Genomic DNA, 19,554 nt, shown 5'->3' with positions numbered 1-19,554 from the left:
TAAGCTTATTCCCGGAATAAATATTGATCCCCCCAAACCGCTGGGGGATGCTAAAGACTTCCGGAGGATTCCATGGGATTGATTGATCTATCCATTCGCCGACCCGTTTTCGCCTGGGTCATCATGTTCGCTCTTATCGTATTCGGTGCCATCTGCGGGAATCGCATGGGAATCAGTCAGTTGCCAGACGTCGACTTCCCCGTGGTCAGCGTCTCGGTCACCTACGAGGGTGCCGCACCGGAAATCGTCGAAGCAGAACTTGTCGATCCTATCGAAGAACGTCTTTTGGCCATCGAAGGCATCAAAGAAATGCGCTCTTCGGCCCGTCAAGGAGCCGGCACCGTTACTTTGGAATTCGACATCAACCGTAACGTCGATGTTGTTTTACAGGAAGTGCAAACAGCACTGTCTCAATTAAGACTTCCTCAAGGAGTCGATCCCGCCGTAGTCCGAAAGCAAAATCCCGAGGAAGATCCGATCATGATCGTCTCTGTTTACGGGGATGCCACGCTGAAGGACATGCTGAATTGGACCAACAATTACCTTTTGGATCAGTTGCGCTTCTTGCCGGGAATTGGTGAGGTCAGCATTGGCGGTTTCAGCGAAAGAAATCTGCGCATCTGGCTTGATATCAAAAAGCTTGAGCAAAACTATCTGACCGTAAACGATGTCGTCGCGGCCCTTGCAAGTCAGCATATTGAAAGTGCCGCAGGACAATTCACTGAAAAAGACCGTGAGTTGCGCGTACGCTGGTTGGGTGAAGCTTCCAATGTCAAAGAAGTTAGCGATATTCAGATCCTAAATCGCGGTGGCCAAAGAATCCAGGAACGCGCCATCTATATTCGCGACGTTGCCCGCGTCGAAGACGGATTGTCTGATGTCCGCCGTATCGCCCGCTTTGAAGGACGCCAGGCGGTGGCGATGCAAATCCGCAAACAGCGCGGAACAAATGAAGTTGAAGTGGCTAACGCCGTTTTAGCCAAACTTGCCGAAATCAAAGACAGCTTCCCCAAAGGCTATGATTACCGCATCAATGTAGACTACACACGCTCCACGGAAGCTACGGTCCACCTGACTTTGGAAAAGCTATGGGTCGCCGCGCTTATCACGATTGTGATCTGCTTCCTGTTCCTGGGCAGCATCCCTGCTGCGATTAATATCTTATTCTCGATTCCAACTTCCATTGTCGGTACATTTACGATTCTTTATTTCTCAGGCTTCACCCTGAATCTATTCACTCTTTTAGCATTAACGCTATCGATCTCCATCGTGGTCGATGATGCCATCATGCTTTTGGAAAACATCATTCGCCATTACCGAATGGGCAAAAGCTCGGCTAAAGCGGCCTCTGATGGATCCAAAGAGGTTCTGCCGGCTGCGATTGCGGCAACCCTTGCCGTTGTGGCGGTATTCCTGCCGGTCGTATTCATGGATGGAATTATTGGTAAGTTCTTCTTCCAATTCGGTGTCACGATGTGTGCAGCCGTTTTGTTGTCTTTGCTGGAAGCCGTGACTATCACCCCGATGCGGGCTGCAGCGTTCCTAAGTAGCGAACCGAAAGTTTCAAAATTTGAACACAAGCTGGATGTGATCTTTGAAAACTTCTCCCATGCTTATCAGCGAGTATTGAAATCCACTCTTAAGTGGAAGTATGTGATCGTTATTACTTCCCTGGTGTTCTTTGTCGTATCGTTGGTTTTAATCACTCACGTCCGTCAGGAATTCGTTCCAGCCCAGGATCAAAACTTCATCGTGATCAATGGACAGGCCGCGCCGGGAACATCGCTGGAAGCAACAGATGCAATCGCCAAAAAAGTTGAAGAAGTTCTGCACAAGAACCCAGCCGTGAAGGGATTCGTCACCTCTATTGGCGGCGGAGGCGGCTCTGCCAACGTAAATCAGTTCTTTATTCCCGTGACCCTGCACCCCCGTACGGAACGCTCTGTGGGCCACGTACAGGTGATGAATGATCTGCGCGCTCAGTTTAAGGCCGTCAAAGGAGTCCGCATCTCCATGCGTGACGTTTCGGCCCGAAATCTTTCATCCGGTCGTCAAAATCCCCTGGCCATTAATCTTCGTGGGCCTGATCTTGAAGTCCTGCAAAAAAAATCCGAAGAGCTGATGGAACGTCTGACTCATGAAAAGCTTGCTGTCGATTTGGATACTGATTTCCGATCTGGAATTCCAGAACTGATCCTGACTCCCGATCGTAAAGCCATGGCTGATCGCGGAGTTTCCATTGAAACCGTCGGTCAGCTTCTGCAGGCAGGCGTGGGCGGTCTTCGCCAAGGCCGCTACACTGCTGATGGCCGTCGTTACGATGTCCGATTCAAAATTCAAGAAGACCAGATTCAAAAACCTGCAGACTTCAGAAAGCTTTACGTCCGAAACAATTTCGGCAATCTGATTCCGATGTCGCAACTGGTGAATATCAAGGAATCCGGCGCTATTCAAAGCATCGCTCGTGTAAATCGCCAAAGGGCGATCTCCGTCTTCGGAAACCTATATTCAGGGCAGTCGCAAGCCGCAGTCTTGCAACGCACTTCCGAAATCGCAAAAGAGATTCTGCCGCAGGGATACTCCTTTGCATTGGAAGGAGCCTCTGCCGGATTTGCGCAATCATTTAAGAGTCTTTATTCGGCGCTGGCCATCGGCATCCTTGTTGCCTACCTGATCCTGGCCGTACAGTTTAACTCTTTCATCCATCCGATTTCGGTTTTGGTCGCATTACCTTTCAGCGTAAGCGGGGCCTTGATTGCGCTTTGGATGTTTGACGTCTCGTTGAATCTTTTCAGTTTTATCGGTTTGATTGTTCTGATGGGGATCGCAAAAAAGAACTCGATCCTGCTGGTGGAATTCACCAATCAGGTTCGGCATAAGAATAAAGAAGATAAGAAGAATGTAGTGAAAGCGCTTATCGATGCCTGCCCTGTACGCCTAAGACCAATTCTGATGACTTCGGTTGCGACAATTGCCGCCGCCACTCCCCTGGTCTTTGGATCCGGCATTGGTGCTGAAACCCGCCTGCCAATGGGTCTGACGATTATCGGCGGTACGATCGTCTCTACACTGTTAACACTGTTCGTGGTTCCAGCGTTGTATCTGATGCTTTCACCACTTGAACGCACTAAAGAAGTCGAGCTTTAAAAAAAAGCCCGGGGCAACCCGGGCTTTTTTTATTCTGCCTTACTTTGGCATTTTGATTTCATCAGTTTCGCGTTCGTTCAAACCTTTGCTATCAAAATAGATACTGTTCTTACGAGTTACACGATACTGAATCTGTGATTTATGTTTGCGTGGCACATCAGTCACGATCGTTGTGCGAGCTGCATTAATCACTGAACTTGTCATTTTGGATTTTTTCCATTCAGACCAGCCACAAGTTCCCGTCCAACCGTATTCACAAACTTCTACGGTGTAATCAAGTACCAGCTGTGCGTTTGGATCTTCTTTACCTGGAATCATCGCAGGATCTATATCCAAAATAAATGTCGGCTTACCAGCCACCAAGACATAAGATTCCTGGCGAATCATGTTATTAGAAAGTGGACGCAGAATACGACTTACTGCTTTGACCTCTACTTTTACGTTTTGGCCTGTAACTGACTCACTTGCAATCGCATAGTTGTTGTAACCGCTGGATTCAAGATCGACAACTTTTCCATTTTGATCAACTTTAATCGCCAAAGTGTCTTTTTCATCCGGCAGCAATACTGAACCGGAAACATTTACTGTTACATTAAATGTCTTAGTTTCAACAATACGACGTCTTGGAACTTCGCGAGTGTTTTGGAAAGGAACCTGAACTATTTTAGTGATGTAAAGATCACAAGTTCTTTTTACTTCCTGGCAAGAATTGGAACCATAACCAAGCTTCGTGATGTTTTCATATCGGTTGTTTTCGACAACCATAGTTGCAACACTTTTCTTGATTACGTCTCCGCTTGCCGCAGTTTGAATCTCACGTGTGAACTCATCCCATGATCTTGGCTTGCTTTTAAAATAACCTTTAGCAACAAGGTTCTTTGCAGATACAATGCCGATACCTGAAATGGCCTGATCAAGAGCAGCTGCTTTTTTCTCTCCCGTTGCAGAGTAAAACGCATCCCACAATTCACTCTTACCGGCGCCCGCAGAACATTTGAAATCAGAGCAAGTTCCCGGAACCACAAAGTCCTTTTCCTCAGAACGTGTATCCGTGAAATACTCTGTTTCCATCCAGATCATTTCCTGATTTACTTTTACTTCTTGAGTAACTGAACCCTCAGGAACTGCCCCCGTCACATTGAAAGATAACGAACCACGTACCCACTCAATTTGCGGAGCACTTGCTGGCGCACGTTCGCCTTCTTTAAGATATACGCCCGAAGTTTGCGAAGGAACTACTTCAAAAGAAGTTGTATCTTTATGGGCGCAACCTACGACGGCTGCAAATGCCAGAACACTACCAAAAAACCGATTCATATTTTCTCCTTGATATAACAAGGTTATGTTTTTATGCAGATCCCTGGTAGGTCGTGAAACTAAAATCTGGACTAGAAACTATATGTGTCCAAAACGGAAAAAGGCTGACGTAATGCCAGCCTTTCCAACTCAAATTATACTTAACTTTTATGGATTTAGTTTTAGAAGCGTCTCAACGGTTTTTTTAAGCTTATCAACGTCAAACGGTTTTTTAATGTAATCGTCAGCGCCCAGTTCAAAAGCTTTTTTCATATCTTCTTCAGAGGCTTTTCCCGACACAAAGACCAGTGGAATTTTCTTAAGATCTTTGTGCTCTTTTAGCAACTGAGCTAGCTCAAAACCATTTACCCAAGGAAGACCGACGTCCAACAAAATCAAATCAACCGGATGATCATCCAATACTGTCGAAAGCTCCGTGGCATCAGCAGCAAGCTTCGTCACATAGCCTTCACTCTCAAGAATTCTTTTCATCGCGGAACGCATTGTTTCGTCATCTTCGATGACCAGGATAATTTTCGGATCCAGTTTCTTTTTGGCTTCGCGGAATTGGTCCAGATCAACCACGTCCTGACTCGCAATACGAGCCTTGGTGATTTTTTCGATCTTGTTAACCAAATCCTTGGTATTAATGCGTTTATCCTTCATAGATTCCCCAAAATATTAGTGATGGCTTTGAGATTCCAACCAACGTTCAGCATCAATAGCCGCCATACATCCCGTACCTGCTGCTGTGATCGCCTGGCGATACACATGATCTTGCACGTCCCCGGCAGCAAATACACCAGGAATGTTTGTATAGGTCGTGTTTGGCTGAGTTACCAGGTAACCCGTTTCGTTCATATCCAAAATACCCTTGAACAAATCCGTCGTTGGTTTGTGGCCGATGGCGATAAACAAACCCGTAACGTTCATGTCCTGAACTTCACCCGTTTTAAGATTTCTAACTTTGGCCCCAGTCATGGATTTACCGTCACCCATAACTTCAGTAACTTCAGAATCCCAAATCACTTGGATCTTTGGATGCTTCATGGTTCTTTCCGCCATAATTTTGGAAGCACGGAAGTGATCACGTCTATGAACAACGTAAACCTTCGTCGCAAAGCGAGTCAGGAACTGTGCTTCTTCCATCGCGGTGTCACCACCGCCAACAACGATAATTTCCTGATTGCGGAAGAAAGCGCCGTCACAAGTTGCACACGCAGACACGCCGCGGTTCATGTATGTTTTTTCAGATGGCAAACCCAGGTACTTCGCACTCGCGCCTGTAGAGATGATGATGGATTTTGCCAAGTGAAGCTTTTCACCGATCCACACTTTGAACGGGCGAGCCGAAAAATCCACTTTCGTCACATTGCGAGTGATGAAGCGAGTACCAAAACGCTCGGCTTGTTTTCTCATAACGGAAATCAAATCCGGGCCTGTGATGCCATGATCAAAACCAGGATAATTTTCTACTTCAGTTGTGATCATCAACTGACCACCGGCTTCCTCACCCTCGATCATTAGAGGTTCCAAATTTGCACGGCCAGTGTAAATAGCCGATGTCAGACCCGCAGGTCCTGAGCCGATGATGATGACGTTTTCTACTTTTTGATCTTGAGACATAGTAATACCCTCTTGGAAATAAACGCTTAAAGCCTAACACAATTAGGACCCTTTTCATTACTTCTTTGCTTGTTTTGGACCGCGTCAGCTACAATAGGGCATGCCTGTGATTTCTTTTAAGAAAAACCGAGCTCCCGTCATCGTTGAAAAGGGAGCCAATCTCATGGATGCCCTGCTTAAAGGCGGGCTGCCAGTCGCGTCTAGTTGCTCTGGAGACGGAGTTTGCGCCAAATGCCGCATTCAGATCGTTTCCGGGGCCGAAAATCTTTCGCCGGAAAATGAGACAGAAAAGTTCTTAAGGGAAACCAAAAAGGTCGCCCCCGACAGCCGAATCAGCTGCCAGGTCGAAGTTTTAGGCGACATCACTGTGGACGCAACTTACTGGTGAGGCTTTTGTAAACGCACGAAGTTGATCAAGATACCTTCGCGCAAAAAGATTTTCTCGAAAGCTGTTTCAAAGTTTTCAGCTTTAATCGGAGAATTGTGCAAATCACGAGTCTCGAACAAGATGTTGTATTTGCTTTGACGAATTTCATCCATCGCCCAATCAAAATAAACCAAAGAGTCCGTTTTGAATTCAATGATCGAACCCGGCTTTTGCAGATCAAACAACAAATCCAAATTCAACTTTTGAACAAAACGATTTTTAGGCTTCTTAGGGGAAGTCCATGGATCCGGGAAGTGAATGAAGACGTTATCAATCTCACCTGGTTCAAAAATATCAGTCAGATTGAAAGCATGAAAACGCGCAACAGCGGCGTTTCTGCAACCTGCTTTATCAGCACGACGGATTGTTTGAATCAACGGTTTGTACTTAAGCTCCAAGCCCACAACCATACGGTTGGGATTCTTTTGTGCATAATGGGCGAAGTGAGTTCCGTTGCCAGTGCCCACTTCCAAATCCATCGGCAGATTCGCATCAACTTTGAAAACGTCAGAACGCCATTTGCCTTTATTAGCCAAAACACGCATCTCATCAAAAGCGATGTGAGAATACTCCCCATTCAAAGCCAACGTGTAGTCAGTTTGATGAGGAAGATCGGTAGTTACATTGATTCTGCGTTTCGTGGAAATAGAGGCGTCTGTCATGCCCCACTAGTTAGACTCTGGAACCTCGGCGGTCAAGCTTTTCACCGTGAATGGTACGCGCCCTTGGAATGGATGCAAACGAATCGGGCAATCAGGCATATCGCACTCGGAACAGTAGGATTTTTTACAAGGGTCCAAGTGGAAAGCGAGCTCCCCATCAAAAACATAATCCTGCACCACCGACTTTTCATACTCCTGGATTTCGCCATGGGCTTTACTGATATCCCAGTACTCCGGCACTACCATATGGGCGTCCACGTGATGAAAACGTCCATTACGCATTATACGCAATTGGTGAATGTTGATAACCCCCGGTCGGCGATTTTGTTCCAAGGCTTGGCCCAGATCCTGAAGGGAGGATTCGCTGATTTCATCCATCAATCCACCTAGGGATTCGCGGATTATTTTGTAACCTGACCAGGCCAATTGCAAACCGATCAAGATAGCGATGACTGGGTCAATCCATTGAATATCCGTCAATAGAACCAGGCCCAAACCGACGATCACACCTGCCGTTGTAATTACATCCGACAGCACGTGCACACCGCTGGCTTTTAGGGCATCTGACTGATGCACTTTACCGACCCGCTTTAAATACATTCCCAGCAACAAGTTCAGCAAAGCTGCCACTGAAACAATGATCATCCCAATTTCAAGTTTTTGTGGCGGATTAGGGAAAATCAAAGCCCTCACCGATTCATAGATAATCAGAATCGAAGCTGAAAACACCAGGCCGCCTTCAAATGTGGCTGAAAAATACTCGGCCTTGCCATGCCCATAGGGATGTTCGCGATCTGCTGGCTGCGCAGAAATACGGATCACATACAATGCCACCAGGGAGGCCATCACATTCACAATACTTTCCAAAGCATCTGACAACACCGCTGCGGAGCCGGTCATTCGGTAAGCCGCGACCTTCAGCGCAAAAATCAGTATACTTGCCACCGCAGACACCCACGCGGCGCGATTTCGTACTTTATCAGAGGCAGTTACGGATTGTGTGACCATAAGAGGGTTTTCATAAATCCCTCTTGGCGAGTCAATGAATAAATAATTTAGCAATGATTAGCTTGCGGTTTTTTTACGGCTCAAGGCTGGCGGCAAAATTTCGACCACCTTGTTTTCTTCCGGATGATAGTGGCAGACCTGGTTGCGTCCACGGCGTTTTGCATCGTAAAGCGCATGGTCGGCTCTGCGAACCAATTCCTTGGCGCTGATGCTTTCCCCCGGGACTGTGATGGCGAATCCCAAAGAAGCGGTCAGCTTGATGGAGTCGTCACCATTTTTGAAAGTCGTCTTTTCGATATTTTCACGCAGGCGTTCACAGAAATGCATCGCCCCTTCGTGATTTGTCTCCGTCAATACCACCAGGAATTCGTCTCCACCGTAACGGGCCGGGATATCAATATTCCGGGTGCAGGCACGAATGATTTTGCCCACTTCAGACAGCACAAAGCTTCCGAACAAGTGATCGTGACCGTCATTTACGGTTTTGAAATAGTCCATGTCCATCATCACCACGCAGACATCACGACCAAAGCGTTTCGCACGCTCCATCTCAAAATCCAGGCGCTGATAAAGGGAACGCATGTTGTACAGACTTGTTAAATCGTCTGTATCTACCATCTCTTTTAGTTTTTCATTCGCAAACAACAACTGTTCGTGAAGATCCCGGATACGCAGCTGCGAGCGAATCCGCGCCAGAAGTTCCAAGGGAACAAAAGGTTTTACAATGTAGTCGTCCGCACCTGAATCCAGGGCTTCGATAATGGCTTCTGTATGGGAATTTTCAGAGACGAATACGCAGGAAACATGCGACAGCCGTTCGCGAATCGTGCGTAAAACACGAAGACCCGCCATCGATTGCGCCATCCAATCCAGAATCACCACGTGAGGAATCCACGACTCGATCAGCTTGTGCGCTTCACTTTCAGTCGTCACACCACGGGCATCGTAGCCTTCCCAACGGAGAGGCTCCAACAGAATTTCCAAACTGTCGGGATCGTCGTCGATTACTAGAATACGGCGACTTTTCGGATGTTTATTACCAGTTTCAAAACCACTACTCATCTACACACCAGTATAACTTTGACGTTCTCTTCGGTTAAATGTCCGCTCTGGTTGAGTCCAAAATTCAGTCTTATGTACTGGGTTGTTTTTGCCCCTCCCTCTGGGCTTTCGTTGGGTCACCTGGCGGGTGGGAAGGGGGGAGCTATTTGCTTCGGACAGTCCTCGCTCGACTTTGTTCAGAGTTTCCAACACTGACCTTTGGCTCGCTGCGGAACTTGCAAATAGCTCCCCCTTCCCACCCACCAGGCTCCTCAAGGAATTTGGGGAGGAGCGAATTACCTGGTTATTAGACTCAATAGGATTCAACTCGGGGTAATAATTTGAAGAGAAATGCAGTTGGAGAAGCCTGAGGTTTTGTCGTGAAGTTTGTGGTCACGCTGGGGGTATCGGTCATGAGGTGGTTTCTCGTTGAAATGTTGAGGGTTTTTCGATAGTTATGTTGGATCTGAATTGATCCTTTTTTGGGGTGTTTTTATGAGTTTGAATTTTACTGAGATCGAAAAGAAGTGGCAGAAAAAGTGGGCGGATGCAGAGGCTTTTAAAGCTGAAGCGACATCCTCCAAGCCGAAGTACTATGCACTGGACATGTTCCCCTATCCTTCGGGTTCGGGGCTGCATATTGGGCACATGGCTTCATATACTCCTGGGGATATCGTTTCCCGCTACAAGCGCGCGAAGGGCTTTAATGTTCTTCACCCCATGGGCTACGATGCGTTTGGATTGCCAGCAGAACAGTATGCCATTCAAACTGGAATCCATCCCGCAATTACGACCGAGAAAGCGATCGAGAGCTTCCGCAAAACTTTGCAGTCGTTTGGATTTAGTTTTGACTGGAGTCGAGAGATTTCTACGGCAGAACCCAAGTACTACAAGTGGACTCAATTTATTTTCCTGAAGCTTTTTGAACGTGGTCTTGCCTACCAAAAAGAAGTTCCGGTGAACTGGTGTCCAGAACTTAAAACCGTTTTGGCGAATGACGAAGTAATCGATGGAAAATCCGAGCGCGGTGGCCACCCGGTGATTCGCGTTCCGATGAAACAATGGATGCTTAAAATCACAGACTATGCTGAACGTCTATTGAACGACCTGGATAAAGTTGATTGGCCAGAGCGCACCAAAGAGGGGCAGCGCAATTGGATTGGCAAATCCGAAGGTGCTCGAGTTACTTTCAAGGTTAAAGACGAAAACGATCTTTCCTTCGAAGTGTTCACGACTCGCCCAGACACTTTGTTTGGCGTGACTTTCATGGTCATGGCGCCAGAACATCCCTTGGTGAAACGCATTACGACTCAACCTCAGCATGCGGCAGTTGAAGACTATGTACTTGCGACTTCCCGCAAATCCGAAGTCGAGCGCAAAGCCACGACCGAAAAAACCGGCGTATTCACTGGCGCACATGCTATCAATCCAATCAATGGCGAAAAAATCGAAATTTGGATCGCTGACTACGTTCTGACTGACTACGGAACTGGTGCGATCATGGCGGTGCCTGGTCATGATGCCCGCGATCACGAATTTGCGACTAAATTCAATCTTCCTGTAAAACGCGTTCTTGAGGGCGGCGAGACTTTGCCATACGAGGGCGATGGTAAACTTGTTAACTCTGATTTCCTAAATGGCCTCTCTAAGAACGAAGCGATCAGCAAAATGATCGCGCACTTGGAAAATGGAAAGTTGGGAACTCGCGAGGTTCAATACAAACTTCGCGATTGGCTATTCAGCCGCCAGCGTTATTGGGGGGAGCCGTTTCCAATCGTAAATCTTGAGGGCGGAAAACAAATTGGCGTTCCGTACAATGAACTTCCTGTAGTTTTGCCCGAAGTTGCCGACTATGAACCATCTGAAACTGGCGAGGCTCCCCTTGCAAAAATTCATGAATGGGTCACTTACCAAGGTAAAAACGGCGAAACAGGTCGTCGCGAGACAGACACTATGCCGGGTGCAGCAGGTTCTTCCTGGTACTTCCTTCGTTACATCGATCCAAATAATGACGCTGCTCCATTTGATGCGAAAGCTGAAAAATACTGGATGCCTGTAGACCTTTACGTTGGCGGACCTGAGCATACCGTTGGTCACTTGTTGTATTCTCGCTTCTGGATGAAAGTTCTCTTCGATTGCGGTCTTGTGACTCACGACGAACCTTTCCAAAAGCTGGCTCACCAAGGGATGATTCTGGGACCAGATGGTCAAAAGATGTCTAAATCCCGTGGAAACGTGATCTCACCTGAAGACGTTGCAAAAACTCACGGCGCTGACTCCTTGAGAACATTTATCAGCTTCATGGGTCCTTTGACGGCGGATAAACCGTGGTCGCCAACTGGCATTGACGGTGTGAAACGCTTCTTGGACCGTGTAAGCCGCTTGGTTGTTTCTGACGACGGTAATTATGTTGCGACCAAAGAAGCTCTACCACCAGCGATTGAGAAATTACTTCATAAAACGATCAAAAAGGTCACTGAAGACATCGAAAGCATGAGCTTTAACACAGCGGTTGCGGCGATGATGATCCTGGTAAATGACCTCTACAAGGCCGACTGCCGCTCTGAATTGGCTCTAAAGCCGCTGGCTCAGATTCTGGCGCCATTTGCTCCGCATTTGGCTGAAGAATTGTGGGAAAAAATGAGCGGCCAAGGACTTTGCTCTTTGGCACCATGGCCAAGTTATGATAGTAACCTTTGCGCTGATGACACTGTGACAATCGGCGTGCAGGTGAATGGCAAAATGCGCGGCACGATCGAAATTGGAGTTGCTGCTTCTGAAGAGGAAGCACTGACTGCGGCGAAAGCCGTGCCTGGTGTTAATTCTGCACTTTCCGGCAAAGATCCTGATAAAGTGATCTACAAAGCTGGGAAGATTTTGAATTTGATTATCAAAGCCTAGGGCGATCTTCTGATGGCCCTAGCATAACAACTCCGGGAAAACCGGGGATGCGAGGGCCAACGAAGATGTCTAATTGGAGTCCTGAAAAAAGCGCGGCGCTTTACGGTATCAACAACTGGGGCAACGGTTATTTCAGAATTAATTCGACGGGAACTGTTTCAGTTACACCAATGGGTGCAAGTGGTCCCTCAGTGGATCTTCACGAATTGACTCAAGATCTTTTGGACCGCGGTATCCGCGTTCCAATCATGATCAGATTTCCTGACATCATCAAATCACGCGTTGAGCTTTTGAACGGCTGCTTCAAAAAAGCTTTTGCCGATCATGGCTACAAAGGCGCTTACAACGGCGTTTACCCGATCAAAGTAAATCAGCAACGTCACCTGGTTCAGGAGATCGTTAAATACGGCAAAGACTACAGCATGGGTCTTGAGTGCGGTTCCAAACCAGAGCTTCTGGTGGTACTTGCCTTGATGAGCACTGAAAACGCGCTAATCATCTGTAACGGCTTTAAAGATGCTGAATACATCGAGACAGCAATTCTTTCTCAAAAACTGGGTCGCAACACGATCATCGTTGTCGACCGTAAAGAAGAACTAAAAATGATCGTCGACGTGGCGAAGAAGTTCAACACACGTCCAAAAATCGGCTTCCGCGCCAAATTGAATACTCAAGGTGCCGGCAAATGGGTTGATTCTTCTGGCGCACGTTCTAAGTTCGGTTTGACTGCAACTGAGATCGTTGACGGCGTTGAATATCTTAAAGCTGAAGGCATGCTTGATTGCCTGGAGCTGATGCATTACCACATCGGCTCTCAAGTTCCAGCGATCCAATCTATCAAGTCTTCTTTGAAAGAAGGCGTTCGTTTCTATGTTGAGCTATACAAAATGGGCGCGGGCCTTAAGTATCTTGATGTCGGCGGCGGTCTTGGTATCGACTACGATGGATCAGGTCACTCTGACAGTTCTGTGAACTATTCTGAACAAGAATACGCGAATGATATCGTTTCCACAGTTCAAACTCTTTGTGATGAAAAGAACATCCCACATCCAAATATCGTGACTGAGTCTGGTCGCTTCCTGGTAGCCCATCACTCCGTTTTGGTTTTCAACGTATTGGGTATGAATGATCTTCACCGCGAAGAGCCGCCACGTCCTGCAACAAAGTCTGATCCTTCGATCATGCAAGACATGCAGTACATTTACGAAAAGGTGAACAAAGATAACATCAACGAGTGCTTCAATGACCTTGAGCAGTCCAAGAACGAGACTTTGCAGCTTTTCACTTACGGCGTTTTGTCACTTGAACAACGTGCATGGTGTGAGTCCATGTACTTCACTATCGCAACAAAAATGGTGAGACTGGCAAGAACAGTTCCAGACACTGAAGACATCATCGCAGCATTGTCTAAAGAGTTGTGCGACACATACTACTCGAACTTCTCTTTGTTCCAATCCCTTCCGGATTCCTGGGCCGTTGGTCAATTGTTCCCGGTGTTGCCAATTCACCGCTTGGGCGAAGAGCCTTCGCGTGAAGCGACTCTTGCGGATTTGACTTGTGACTCTGACGGTGTGATTGAGAAGTTCATCGACACAGATTCTGGTGAACCAAAAGACACCATCCGCCTTCACAAATACACAGATGGCGAGCAGTACTACCTGGGCGTATTCCTGACTGGCGCTTACCAGGAGATCCTGGGTGACTTGCACAATCTGTTTGGTGATACAGATGCAGTTCACATTTCCTTGAACGGCGTAGGTTACACAATTGACCACTATGTTCCAGGCGACACAGTGACTGAAGTTCTATCTTACGTACAGTACGGCCGTTCTGAAATGGTGGATAATGTTCGTCAAGCAACAGAAGAGTCTATCCAAAAAGGCTCGATCACGAAGCAAGAAGCGAAGCTTTTGATCAAGCACTACGAAGAAGGTCTTTCCGGCTACACTTACCTTGAAGAAGCCGAATAAATCTGAATAAGCATGAACATTTCAAAGCCAACTCATTACCGTGAGTTGGCTTTTTTTGTTTTACTGCTGAGCTAGACTTATTAAGTTTTCTTTTCCCTCTTATAAGGTAAGCCATCATCCAACTTCAAAAAGCCCTCCCTTAAGCCAGCTCCCCGACGGGACCATATACCAATTCACCTTGAGCCTATCGTGTACCTTTTGACCATACTCCGCCGGATTGAAAAGCTTTTATAAGCAAACATCTGTGGGGCGCATTCCTTATGAAATTCCTTTTCTCGTCTTTGATTATTCTTCTTAGTTCCATCACGGGATCAGCGGTTCAGGCAGAGCCTGCAGCAGGACCAGTTGTCGACCCCACTTCCATTTGCAACGGCGATGTTTGCTCGGATCCAATGCTAAATATCGTGGACGGATTTCGCGAGGGGCGTGGTCAGTTCGCCAACCAACCTCTTACGGGATACTCCGGTAAGTGCTTTCACCTAAGCCCACACTATAGCGCCGACAAAGCTCACCACGGTGGTTTTATTTTCGAGAAAACCCCAGGCAGCATTGCCATCACCGGCAGATTCAACTTCTTCTACGAGGAAGATCCTTACGCCGCAATGAGTGCCCAGGAAATGAAAGACGGATTTCTTCAGGGCGGAGGCAAGCTAAGTCCTGGGACAGAAACTCCGGCTGAAGTTCAACTGGCTCACATCTATGATGAAACCGATATTCGCTATTCATATCGCAGCGATGTTTCAAAAAATAATTTATTCATCATTGGCAGCACCTCTAACAAACAGGGACAAGTTGCCGCAGCTGTTTTCTGTAAAATGAATCGCCATCACTAAAATACGGTGCTGCCCGCACCATGGTCATAAGTACATTCGACCGTGGATCAATGTCGGGCGTTGTATTCTGAAATAATCCGCACTCCCCGTTGGGATGCGCGACGAAATCTGTGTCATCCTGAACTCATCAAGACGAGGAGTTTAAGATGCAAAGTTCAAACTATCATCCCCAACGACGTCGAGATTCTGAAAACAAATCCATTCAACGCGAACGCCGGGTGGTTCAATACTCCCCCGAAGTGCTTGCCCAACGCGAAAACAGGTTCCTGAATCGCGCGGAGGCCCGACACCGCTATGAAGAACAAAGCCGCAATGAACGCGAGTTTCACCGCGATCGCGGCGATAACAGAAGCCGCAGTGCCAGCTTTGAAACCACCAGATCGCGCGAAAAGTTTTACAACGTTGATGAAAACCGTCAGCACGAACGATTCGCTTCTCCGGATTTCAACTCGGGCTACGGTCACGATGCCAATCGTCCCCTGCCACGCGATTTCGTTTCAAGCTCTAACTACGAAGAAGACCGCCGCATGCACGAAATGGCAGAACAAGATTGGACAGAGCGCGATTTTCATCCCGCGCAGAAAGACTACCACCGCGATGATTCCAGAATTCAGGAAGAACTAGCCCACGTTTTGGCGCAGCACCGAAACATTGATGCCCGCGACATTGACGTTGATGTGCACGACGGAGTGGTCACCTTATCCGGCTTCGTACCAGAAAGAAAAATGCGCTACATCGCAGAGGACATTTCCATCAACTGCTACGGCGTGATCGACGTAAATAACAATTTAAAAGTTCACAGATCATCAGAAGCCGATGCCCGCTTCGGCGGAAGAAGAACATTTGATCGTCGCCCCTGATCCGCCTTCGCCAAGGCTTCGGCGGATAAAAAAAAGGGCAACTTACGTTGCCCCTTTTTTTACATCTTCGCGTCGAAAGCGTCGCGAACTGCTTTACCGATATTATTCAATAGAGTCAGGGTTACGACCATCGCGATCAATGGACCCCATACCAACCAGCCGGCGATAGTTGCCCATTTTTGAGCTTGAGCCATCATTTCACCCCATGATGGAGTTGGCGGGACCAGTCCCAGACCCAAATAATCCAACATTGAAAGTGCATATACATTCGCGGAAATCGCAAACGGCGCAAAAGTAATAATCGGAGTTAGTGCATTCGGAAGGATGTGACCCGCGATAATACGCTTATGAGTCGCACCAATGGATTTCGCTGCTTCAACGTATTCACGCTTACGCAATGAAAGGAACTGCGCACGCATATATGCGGCAATACCTGTCCAACCCAAGAATGCACTTAGCGCAGACAACAAAACGATATTCGGTGTGAAAATCGAAATGATCGTGATCAAGACAAACAGGTATGGAACGGATTCCACAACCTCAACCACACGCTGACCGACCAAGTCCACACGGCCACCCATGTAACCCATCACAGAACCAATCGTGATACCGATCAGATATGTGAAGAACCAGGCACCGATAGCGAAGATCATTGTGTAACGGAAGCCGTACAATAGACGTGTCATCACGTCACGACCGCTCTCGTCCGTACCCAACCAGTTTTGCTTGGTAGGCGCAGAAGGATAAGTCTCAACAGCTTTATTGCTTTCGTATGGATCCCATTGGATCACCGGCCAAACTGACCAGTCGCCCTCTTTCATTTCCAAAGAGCGGTAGTCCATCACGTAGATATCGGTACGACCCAAATCAGACGGATGGTAATCCTTAAACAATGGGAAATAAGTTTCGCCATTGTAGTGCAGGATGTGCGGGCGATTGTTTGCCCAAAGTTCCGCAGTGAAACTGAAGAAAAACATCGCAAGCAAAACCCAAATGGAAACGACTGCGATGCGATCGCGCTTAAAGCGTTTATAGCGTTTAAGCGTTAACTCATTCTTAATAAGGTGTTTTTCAATTGGATCTATCATTTGAAATCAATCCTTGGATCGATAAGCACGTAGATAACGTCGCTCAGGATACGACCAACCATCATCAACATCGCAGAAATAAACGTAATACCCATGATCACATTGTAGTCACGAGCCAAAACCGACTGATAACCAAGCAAGCCCATACCATCAAGGTTGAACATCTGCTCGATAATCAGGGAACCAGCCAGGAACACACCCAGGAAGCCACCCAAACCAGTAGCGATTGGGATCAAAGCGTTTCTAAGAGCATGTTTGTAAACCACAACTTTTTCAGAAAGACCTTTCGCACGAGCTGTACGAACGAAGTCAGACTTGATGATATCCAACATCGAGTTTCTCATAAGAATAGAAAGCTCGGTGAAACCACCAATTGTATAACAGATCAAAGGAAGAACCATGTGATGAGCGCGATCCAGGAATTTGCTCCAAGCGGTCATTGACTCATAGTCATCAGACTGCAATCCACCCAAAGGGAACCAGTTTGTTCTGCCGGCAAAATAGATCAACGCAATCCCCAGAATCAACGGCGGAATCGCATAGGTGAAGTTCAACAGCAATGTCGTGATTTTATCAAAGCCCTGCCCTGCTGTGATGGCCTTACGAACACCCAGAGGAATACACACAAGATAAGTGATACACAGAGTGAACAAACCGAAGGTCAAAGAGACTGGCAATTTGCTTTTGATAACGTCAATGACTGGCTCTTGGTAAGTGAAGCTTTCGCCGAAATCCAGGCGAGAGATATTTTTAAGCCAGATAAGATAGCGCACGTGCATTGGCTTATCGAAACCATATTGCTTCTTCAAAGCCTCAATAACTTCCTCGTTGACGGACGTGTCACCACGGCCGCCTACGCTGGATGCTCCGCCACCGCCCCCAGCAGCACCCGCACCAAAGCGGATGGCTTGGAGCTTTTGTTCAATAGGGCTCCCCGGAGCCAAATTGATGAGCACAAAAGTTACAATTGTGATCCCGAAAAAAGTCGGGATCATTAGCATTAGTCGACGGATCAGGTATACGAACAAGGTCCTACTCCCGAGATTTAACTATTAAGGTTTAACCCACCAGTAGTCTTTACCAACTTCGTATTTGAATGTCTCTGCAGGCATGCCCATGCGGGATGAATTTGCATAAAATTCATACTTATCGTTGAAAAGGAACGCGTACGGAGCGTCTTCAGCGATCTTTGCGTATACTTTTTTCAGCATCGCAACACGCTTAGCCTTGTTTGGCTCAACGCGAGCTTCTTCGATCAGCTTGTCAACTTCAGGGTTCTTGTAAGCGATGAAGTTGGATCCGCCTGGGATCGCACTGGAAGAGTGCCAGATTTGCTTAGGATCTGGATCTACGGAGCCACCGCCCCAACCCATTGTCACAGCGTCGAAGTTACCTTCATCAACCAATTTCAGGAATGAGTTCCACTCAAGGTACTTCAATTCCATGTCAATACCAGCTTTTTTCAAATCTTCGCGGTACATAGTCCAATACTTCTCAACGTCTTTATTTGCGTAGATCAAAGAGAATTTGAACTCAGATTTTTTGCCATTAACAGTCTTTTCAAGAACACCGTTCTTGTCAGCATCTGCCCAACCCGCTTTAGTCAAAAGCTCTTGAGCTTTCTTAGGGTTGTATTCGATAGCTTTGTTACCTGGGTTGTATTCAGATCTGATGTAAACTGCGCCGTTAGCAAGATCAGACATGCCATAGCGGAATTTCTTGTTCATTTCTTCGCGGTTTAGCAAGTGAGCCAATGCGAAACGAACGTTCTTGTCCTGGAAAAGCTCTTTACGTTGATTCCAACCTACGAAACCAAAAGATTTCGGAGCATCATTCGCAACCTTGTGCTTGATGATAACTTTACCCCAAGCTGGGCCAGTTGTTTTCTTCATGAAAGATTCGATACGCAAGTCGATGTAATCAAGCTCGCCTTTTTCAGCTCTCACCAAAGTAGCGTTCTCGTCTTTGAAGAAACGCATAGTGATTGTATCGAAGTTGTAAGTGCCTTTGTAAGCTGGAGCAGCATTGCTGTGCCATTTGTCGAACTTCTTAAGCTGGATCATTTGACCACGGTCAAACTTCATCAATTTGTATGGACCAGAGCAGATAAGCTCGCGGTTCATTCTTTTTGATTTAGCCACGTCGGAGTAGATGTGCTTAGGAATGATTGTCAAACCAGCCGCTGACTCGAAGTTTTTGAAGTAAGAGTCTTTAGCGTAGAATTTAACAGTGTGTGGATCAACGATCTCTACTTTAGCCAAACCTTCGTAGTATGGACGAAGATGAGCGGCTTCGTAAGTTGGGTTGAAGATCGCGTCGAAAGAGAACTTAACGTCCTCAGCAGTAACAGGTTTGCCATCATGGAAAACCGCGTTTTTATTCAAATGGAATGTGAATACTTTATTATCTTTGGAAACTTCCCATTTTTCCGCCAAACGAGCTTTCCACTCGTAAGTGTCGGAATCACGAGTCAACAAACCTTCGCAAACGTATGCTTGAACAGCAGATCCGTAAGTGTCTGTGCTGGTGATTGGGTGAACTGTAGGTGGCTCACCGCCAAGATTGATAACGAAATTTCCGCCTTGTGGTGCAGATGCATTTGGTGCAGTTGCGAAAGCGGGAGCGGTCAAAGCTGAACTCATGATGAGTAGCAGAAGAGCCTTCATATTCATTGTGTTTCCTCCAAAGAATTTCG

The 19,554-nt window shown here is 47.0% G+C and carries 15 protein-coding genes; 6 read left to right on the top strand and 9 right to left on the bottom strand.

Annotated elements, in window-relative coordinates; translation table 11 throughout:
- Positions 1-72: 72 nt before the first annotated feature.
- A complete protein-coding gene (locus ACLVWU_RS01670) occupies positions 73-3,147 on the top strand; it encodes an efflux RND transporter permease subunit (protein WP_413576732.1) in 3,075 nt (1,024 codons plus the stop codon).
- Positions 3,148-3,186: 39 nt separating this feature from the next.
- Here the strand turns inward: ACLVWU_RS01670 and ACLVWU_RS01665 are convergent, their stop codons facing one another.
- The 3 genes from ACLVWU_RS01665 to trxB form a co-directional block, all read right to left on the bottom strand.
- On the bottom strand, positions 3,187-4,464 hold the full coding sequence (locus tag ACLVWU_RS01665) for a hypothetical protein (RefSeq protein WP_413576731.1): 1,278 nt from the start codon (positions 4,462-4,464) through the stop codon (positions 3,187-3,189).
- A 147-nt stretch (positions 4,465-4,611) separates the two neighbouring features.
- Positions 4,612-5,109, bottom strand: coding sequence for a response regulator (locus ACLVWU_RS01660; RefSeq protein WP_340598494.1), 498 nt, complete (start codon positions 5,107-5,109; stop codon positions 4,612-4,614).
- A 15-nt stretch (positions 5,110-5,124) separates the two neighbouring features.
- The gene (gene trxB, locus ACLVWU_RS01655) at positions 5,125-6,069 is read right to left on the bottom strand and encodes a thioredoxin-disulfide reductase (RefSeq protein WP_413576730.1); all 945 of its coding nucleotides are present in this window, start codon (positions 6,067-6,069) and stop codon (positions 5,125-5,127) included.
- Positions 6,070-6,169: 100 nt separating this feature from the next.
- Here trxB and ACLVWU_RS01650 point away from each other — a divergent pair, with 100 nt between their 5' ends.
- Positions 6,170-6,457 (top strand): 2Fe-2S iron-sulfur cluster-binding protein, encoded by a 288-nt coding sequence (locus tag ACLVWU_RS01650; protein ID WP_413576729.1) that lies wholly within the window; start codon positions 6,170-6,172, stop codon positions 6,455-6,457.
- On the opposite strand, the gene trmB is transcribed toward ACLVWU_RS01650, so the two are convergent.
- From trmB to ACLVWU_RS01635, 3 genes are read right to left on the bottom strand one after another with little or no spacing between them, the layout of a single operon-like run.
- Positions 6,448-7,158 carry a tRNA (guanine(46)-N(7))-methyltransferase TrmB gene (gene trmB, locus ACLVWU_RS01645; protein WP_413576728.1) on the bottom strand — a complete coding sequence of 237 codons (711 nt, stop codon included), beginning with the start codon at positions 7,156-7,158 and terminating at the stop codon, positions 6,448-6,450. The genes ACLVWU_RS01650 and trmB overlap by 10 nt on opposite strands.
- Before the next feature lie 6 nt (positions 7,159-7,164).
- Positions 7,165-8,166, bottom strand: a complete 1,002-nt coding sequence (locus tag ACLVWU_RS01640) for a cation diffusion facilitator family transporter (RefSeq protein ID WP_413576727.1) — start codon at positions 8,164-8,166, stop codon at positions 7,165-7,167.
- Positions 8,167-8,223: 57 nt separating this feature from the next.
- Positions 8,224-9,228, bottom strand: a complete 1,005-nt coding sequence (locus tag ACLVWU_RS01635) for a diguanylate cyclase (RefSeq protein WP_413576726.1) — start codon at positions 9,226-9,228, stop codon at positions 8,224-8,226.
- Positions 9,229-9,702: 474 nt separating this feature from the next.
- Between ACLVWU_RS01635 and leuS the strand changes: the two genes are divergently transcribed.
- The 4 genes from leuS (at position 9,703) to ACLVWU_RS01615 (ending at position 15,771) form a co-directional block, all read left to right on the top strand.
- A complete protein-coding gene (leuS, locus tag ACLVWU_RS01630; RefSeq protein WP_413576725.1) occupies positions 9,703-12,108 on the top strand; it encodes a leucine--tRNA ligase in 2,406 nt (801 codons plus the stop codon).
- Between the two features lie 65 nt (positions 12,109-12,173).
- Entirely contained in the window at positions 12,174-14,078 is a 1,905-nt protein-coding gene (gene speA / locus ACLVWU_RS01625; RefSeq protein WP_413576724.1) for a biosynthetic arginine decarboxylase, read from the top strand.
- A 260-nt stretch (positions 14,079-14,338) separates the two neighbouring features.
- Positions 14,339-14,911 (top strand): hypothetical protein, encoded by a 573-nt coding sequence (locus ACLVWU_RS01620; RefSeq protein ID WP_413576723.1) that lies wholly within the window; start codon positions 14,339-14,341, stop codon positions 14,909-14,911.
- Between the two features lie 146 nt (positions 14,912-15,057).
- Positions 15,058-15,771 carry a BON domain-containing protein gene (locus tag ACLVWU_RS01615; protein WP_413576722.1) on the top strand — a complete coding sequence of 238 codons (714 nt, stop codon included), beginning with the start codon at positions 15,058-15,060 and terminating at the stop codon, positions 15,769-15,771.
- Positions 15,772-15,830: 59 nt separating this feature from the next.
- Here the strand turns inward: ACLVWU_RS01615 and ACLVWU_RS01610 are convergent, their stop codons facing one another.
- Genes ACLVWU_RS01610 through ACLVWU_RS01600 form a run of 3 tightly spaced genes read right to left on the bottom strand, consistent with a single transcriptional unit; the run spans position 15,831 to position 19,531 of the window.
- Positions 15,831-16,859, bottom strand: a complete 1,029-nt coding sequence (locus tag ACLVWU_RS01610; RefSeq protein ID WP_413576721.1) for an ABC transporter permease subunit — start codon at positions 16,857-16,859, stop codon at positions 15,831-15,833.
- A complete protein-coding gene (locus ACLVWU_RS01605) occupies positions 16,856-17,887 on the bottom strand; it encodes an ABC transporter permease subunit (protein ID WP_413576720.1) in 1,032 nt (343 codons plus the stop codon). Before ACLVWU_RS01605 ends, ACLVWU_RS01610 begins: the two co-directional genes overlap by 4 nt.
- A gap of 24 nt (positions 17,888-17,911) precedes the next feature.
- The gene (locus ACLVWU_RS01600) at positions 17,912-19,531 is read right to left on the bottom strand and encodes a peptide-binding protein (RefSeq protein WP_413576719.1); all 1,620 of its coding nucleotides are present in this window, start codon (positions 19,529-19,531) and stop codon (positions 17,912-17,914) included.
- Positions 19,532-19,554 lie beyond the last annotated feature (23 nt).

The sequence above is a fragment of the Bdellovibrio sp. HCB290 genome, assembly GCF_047305925.1.
Classification (GTDB): domain Bacteria; phylum Bdellovibrionota; class Bdellovibrionia; order Bdellovibrionales; family Bdellovibrionaceae; genus Bdellovibrio.
This window is presented reverse-complemented; position numbering and strand designations above follow the sequence as displayed.

Bases quoted from the DNA above. Each gene is read 5' to 3' on its own strand.
- ACLVWU_RS01670 (WP_413576732.1), top strand. From the start codon at position 73: ATGGGATTGATTGATCTATCCATTCGCCGACCCGTTTTCGCCTGGGTC.
- ACLVWU_RS01665 (WP_413576731.1), bottom strand. From the start codon at position 4,464: ATGAATCGGTTTTTTGGTAGTGTTCTGGCATTTGCAGCCGTCGTAGGT.
- ACLVWU_RS01660 (WP_340598494.1), bottom strand. From the start codon at position 5,109: ATGAAGGATAAACGCATTAATACCAAGGATTTGGTTAACAAGATCGAA.
- trxB (WP_413576730.1), bottom strand. From the start codon at position 6,069: ATGTCTCAAGATCAAAAAGTAGAAAACGTCATCATCATCGGCTCAGGA.
- ACLVWU_RS01650 (WP_413576729.1), top strand. From the start codon at position 6,170: ATGCCTGTGATTTCTTTTAAGAAAAACCGAGCTCCCGTCATCGTTGAA.
- trmB (WP_413576728.1), bottom strand. From the start codon at position 7,158: ATGACAGACGCCTCTATTTCCACGAAACGCAGAATCAATGTAACTACC.
- ACLVWU_RS01640 (WP_413576727.1), bottom strand. From the start codon at position 8,166: ATGGTCACACAATCCGTAACTGCCTCTGATAAAGTACGAAATCGCGCC.
- ACLVWU_RS01635 (WP_413576726.1), bottom strand. From the start codon at position 9,228: ATGAGTAGTGGTTTTGAAACTGGTAATAAACATCCGAAAAGTCGCCGT.
- leuS (WP_413576725.1), top strand. From the start codon at position 9,703: ATGAGTTTGAATTTTACTGAGATCGAAAAGAAGTGGCAGAAAAAGTGG.
- speA (WP_413576724.1), top strand. From the start codon at position 12,174: ATGTCTAATTGGAGTCCTGAAAAAAGCGCGGCGCTTTACGGTATCAAC.
- ACLVWU_RS01620 (WP_413576723.1), top strand. From the start codon at position 14,339: ATGAAATTCCTTTTCTCGTCTTTGATTATTCTTCTTAGTTCCATCACG.
- ACLVWU_RS01615 (WP_413576722.1), top strand. From the start codon at position 15,058: ATGCAAAGTTCAAACTATCATCCCCAACGACGTCGAGATTCTGAAAAC.
- ACLVWU_RS01610 (WP_413576721.1), bottom strand. From the start codon at position 16,859: ATGATAGATCCAATTGAAAAACACCTTATTAAGAATGAGTTAACGCTT.
- ACLVWU_RS01600 (WP_413576719.1), bottom strand. From the start codon at position 19,531: ATGAATATGAAGGCTCTTCTGCTACTCATCATGAGTTCAGCTTTGACC.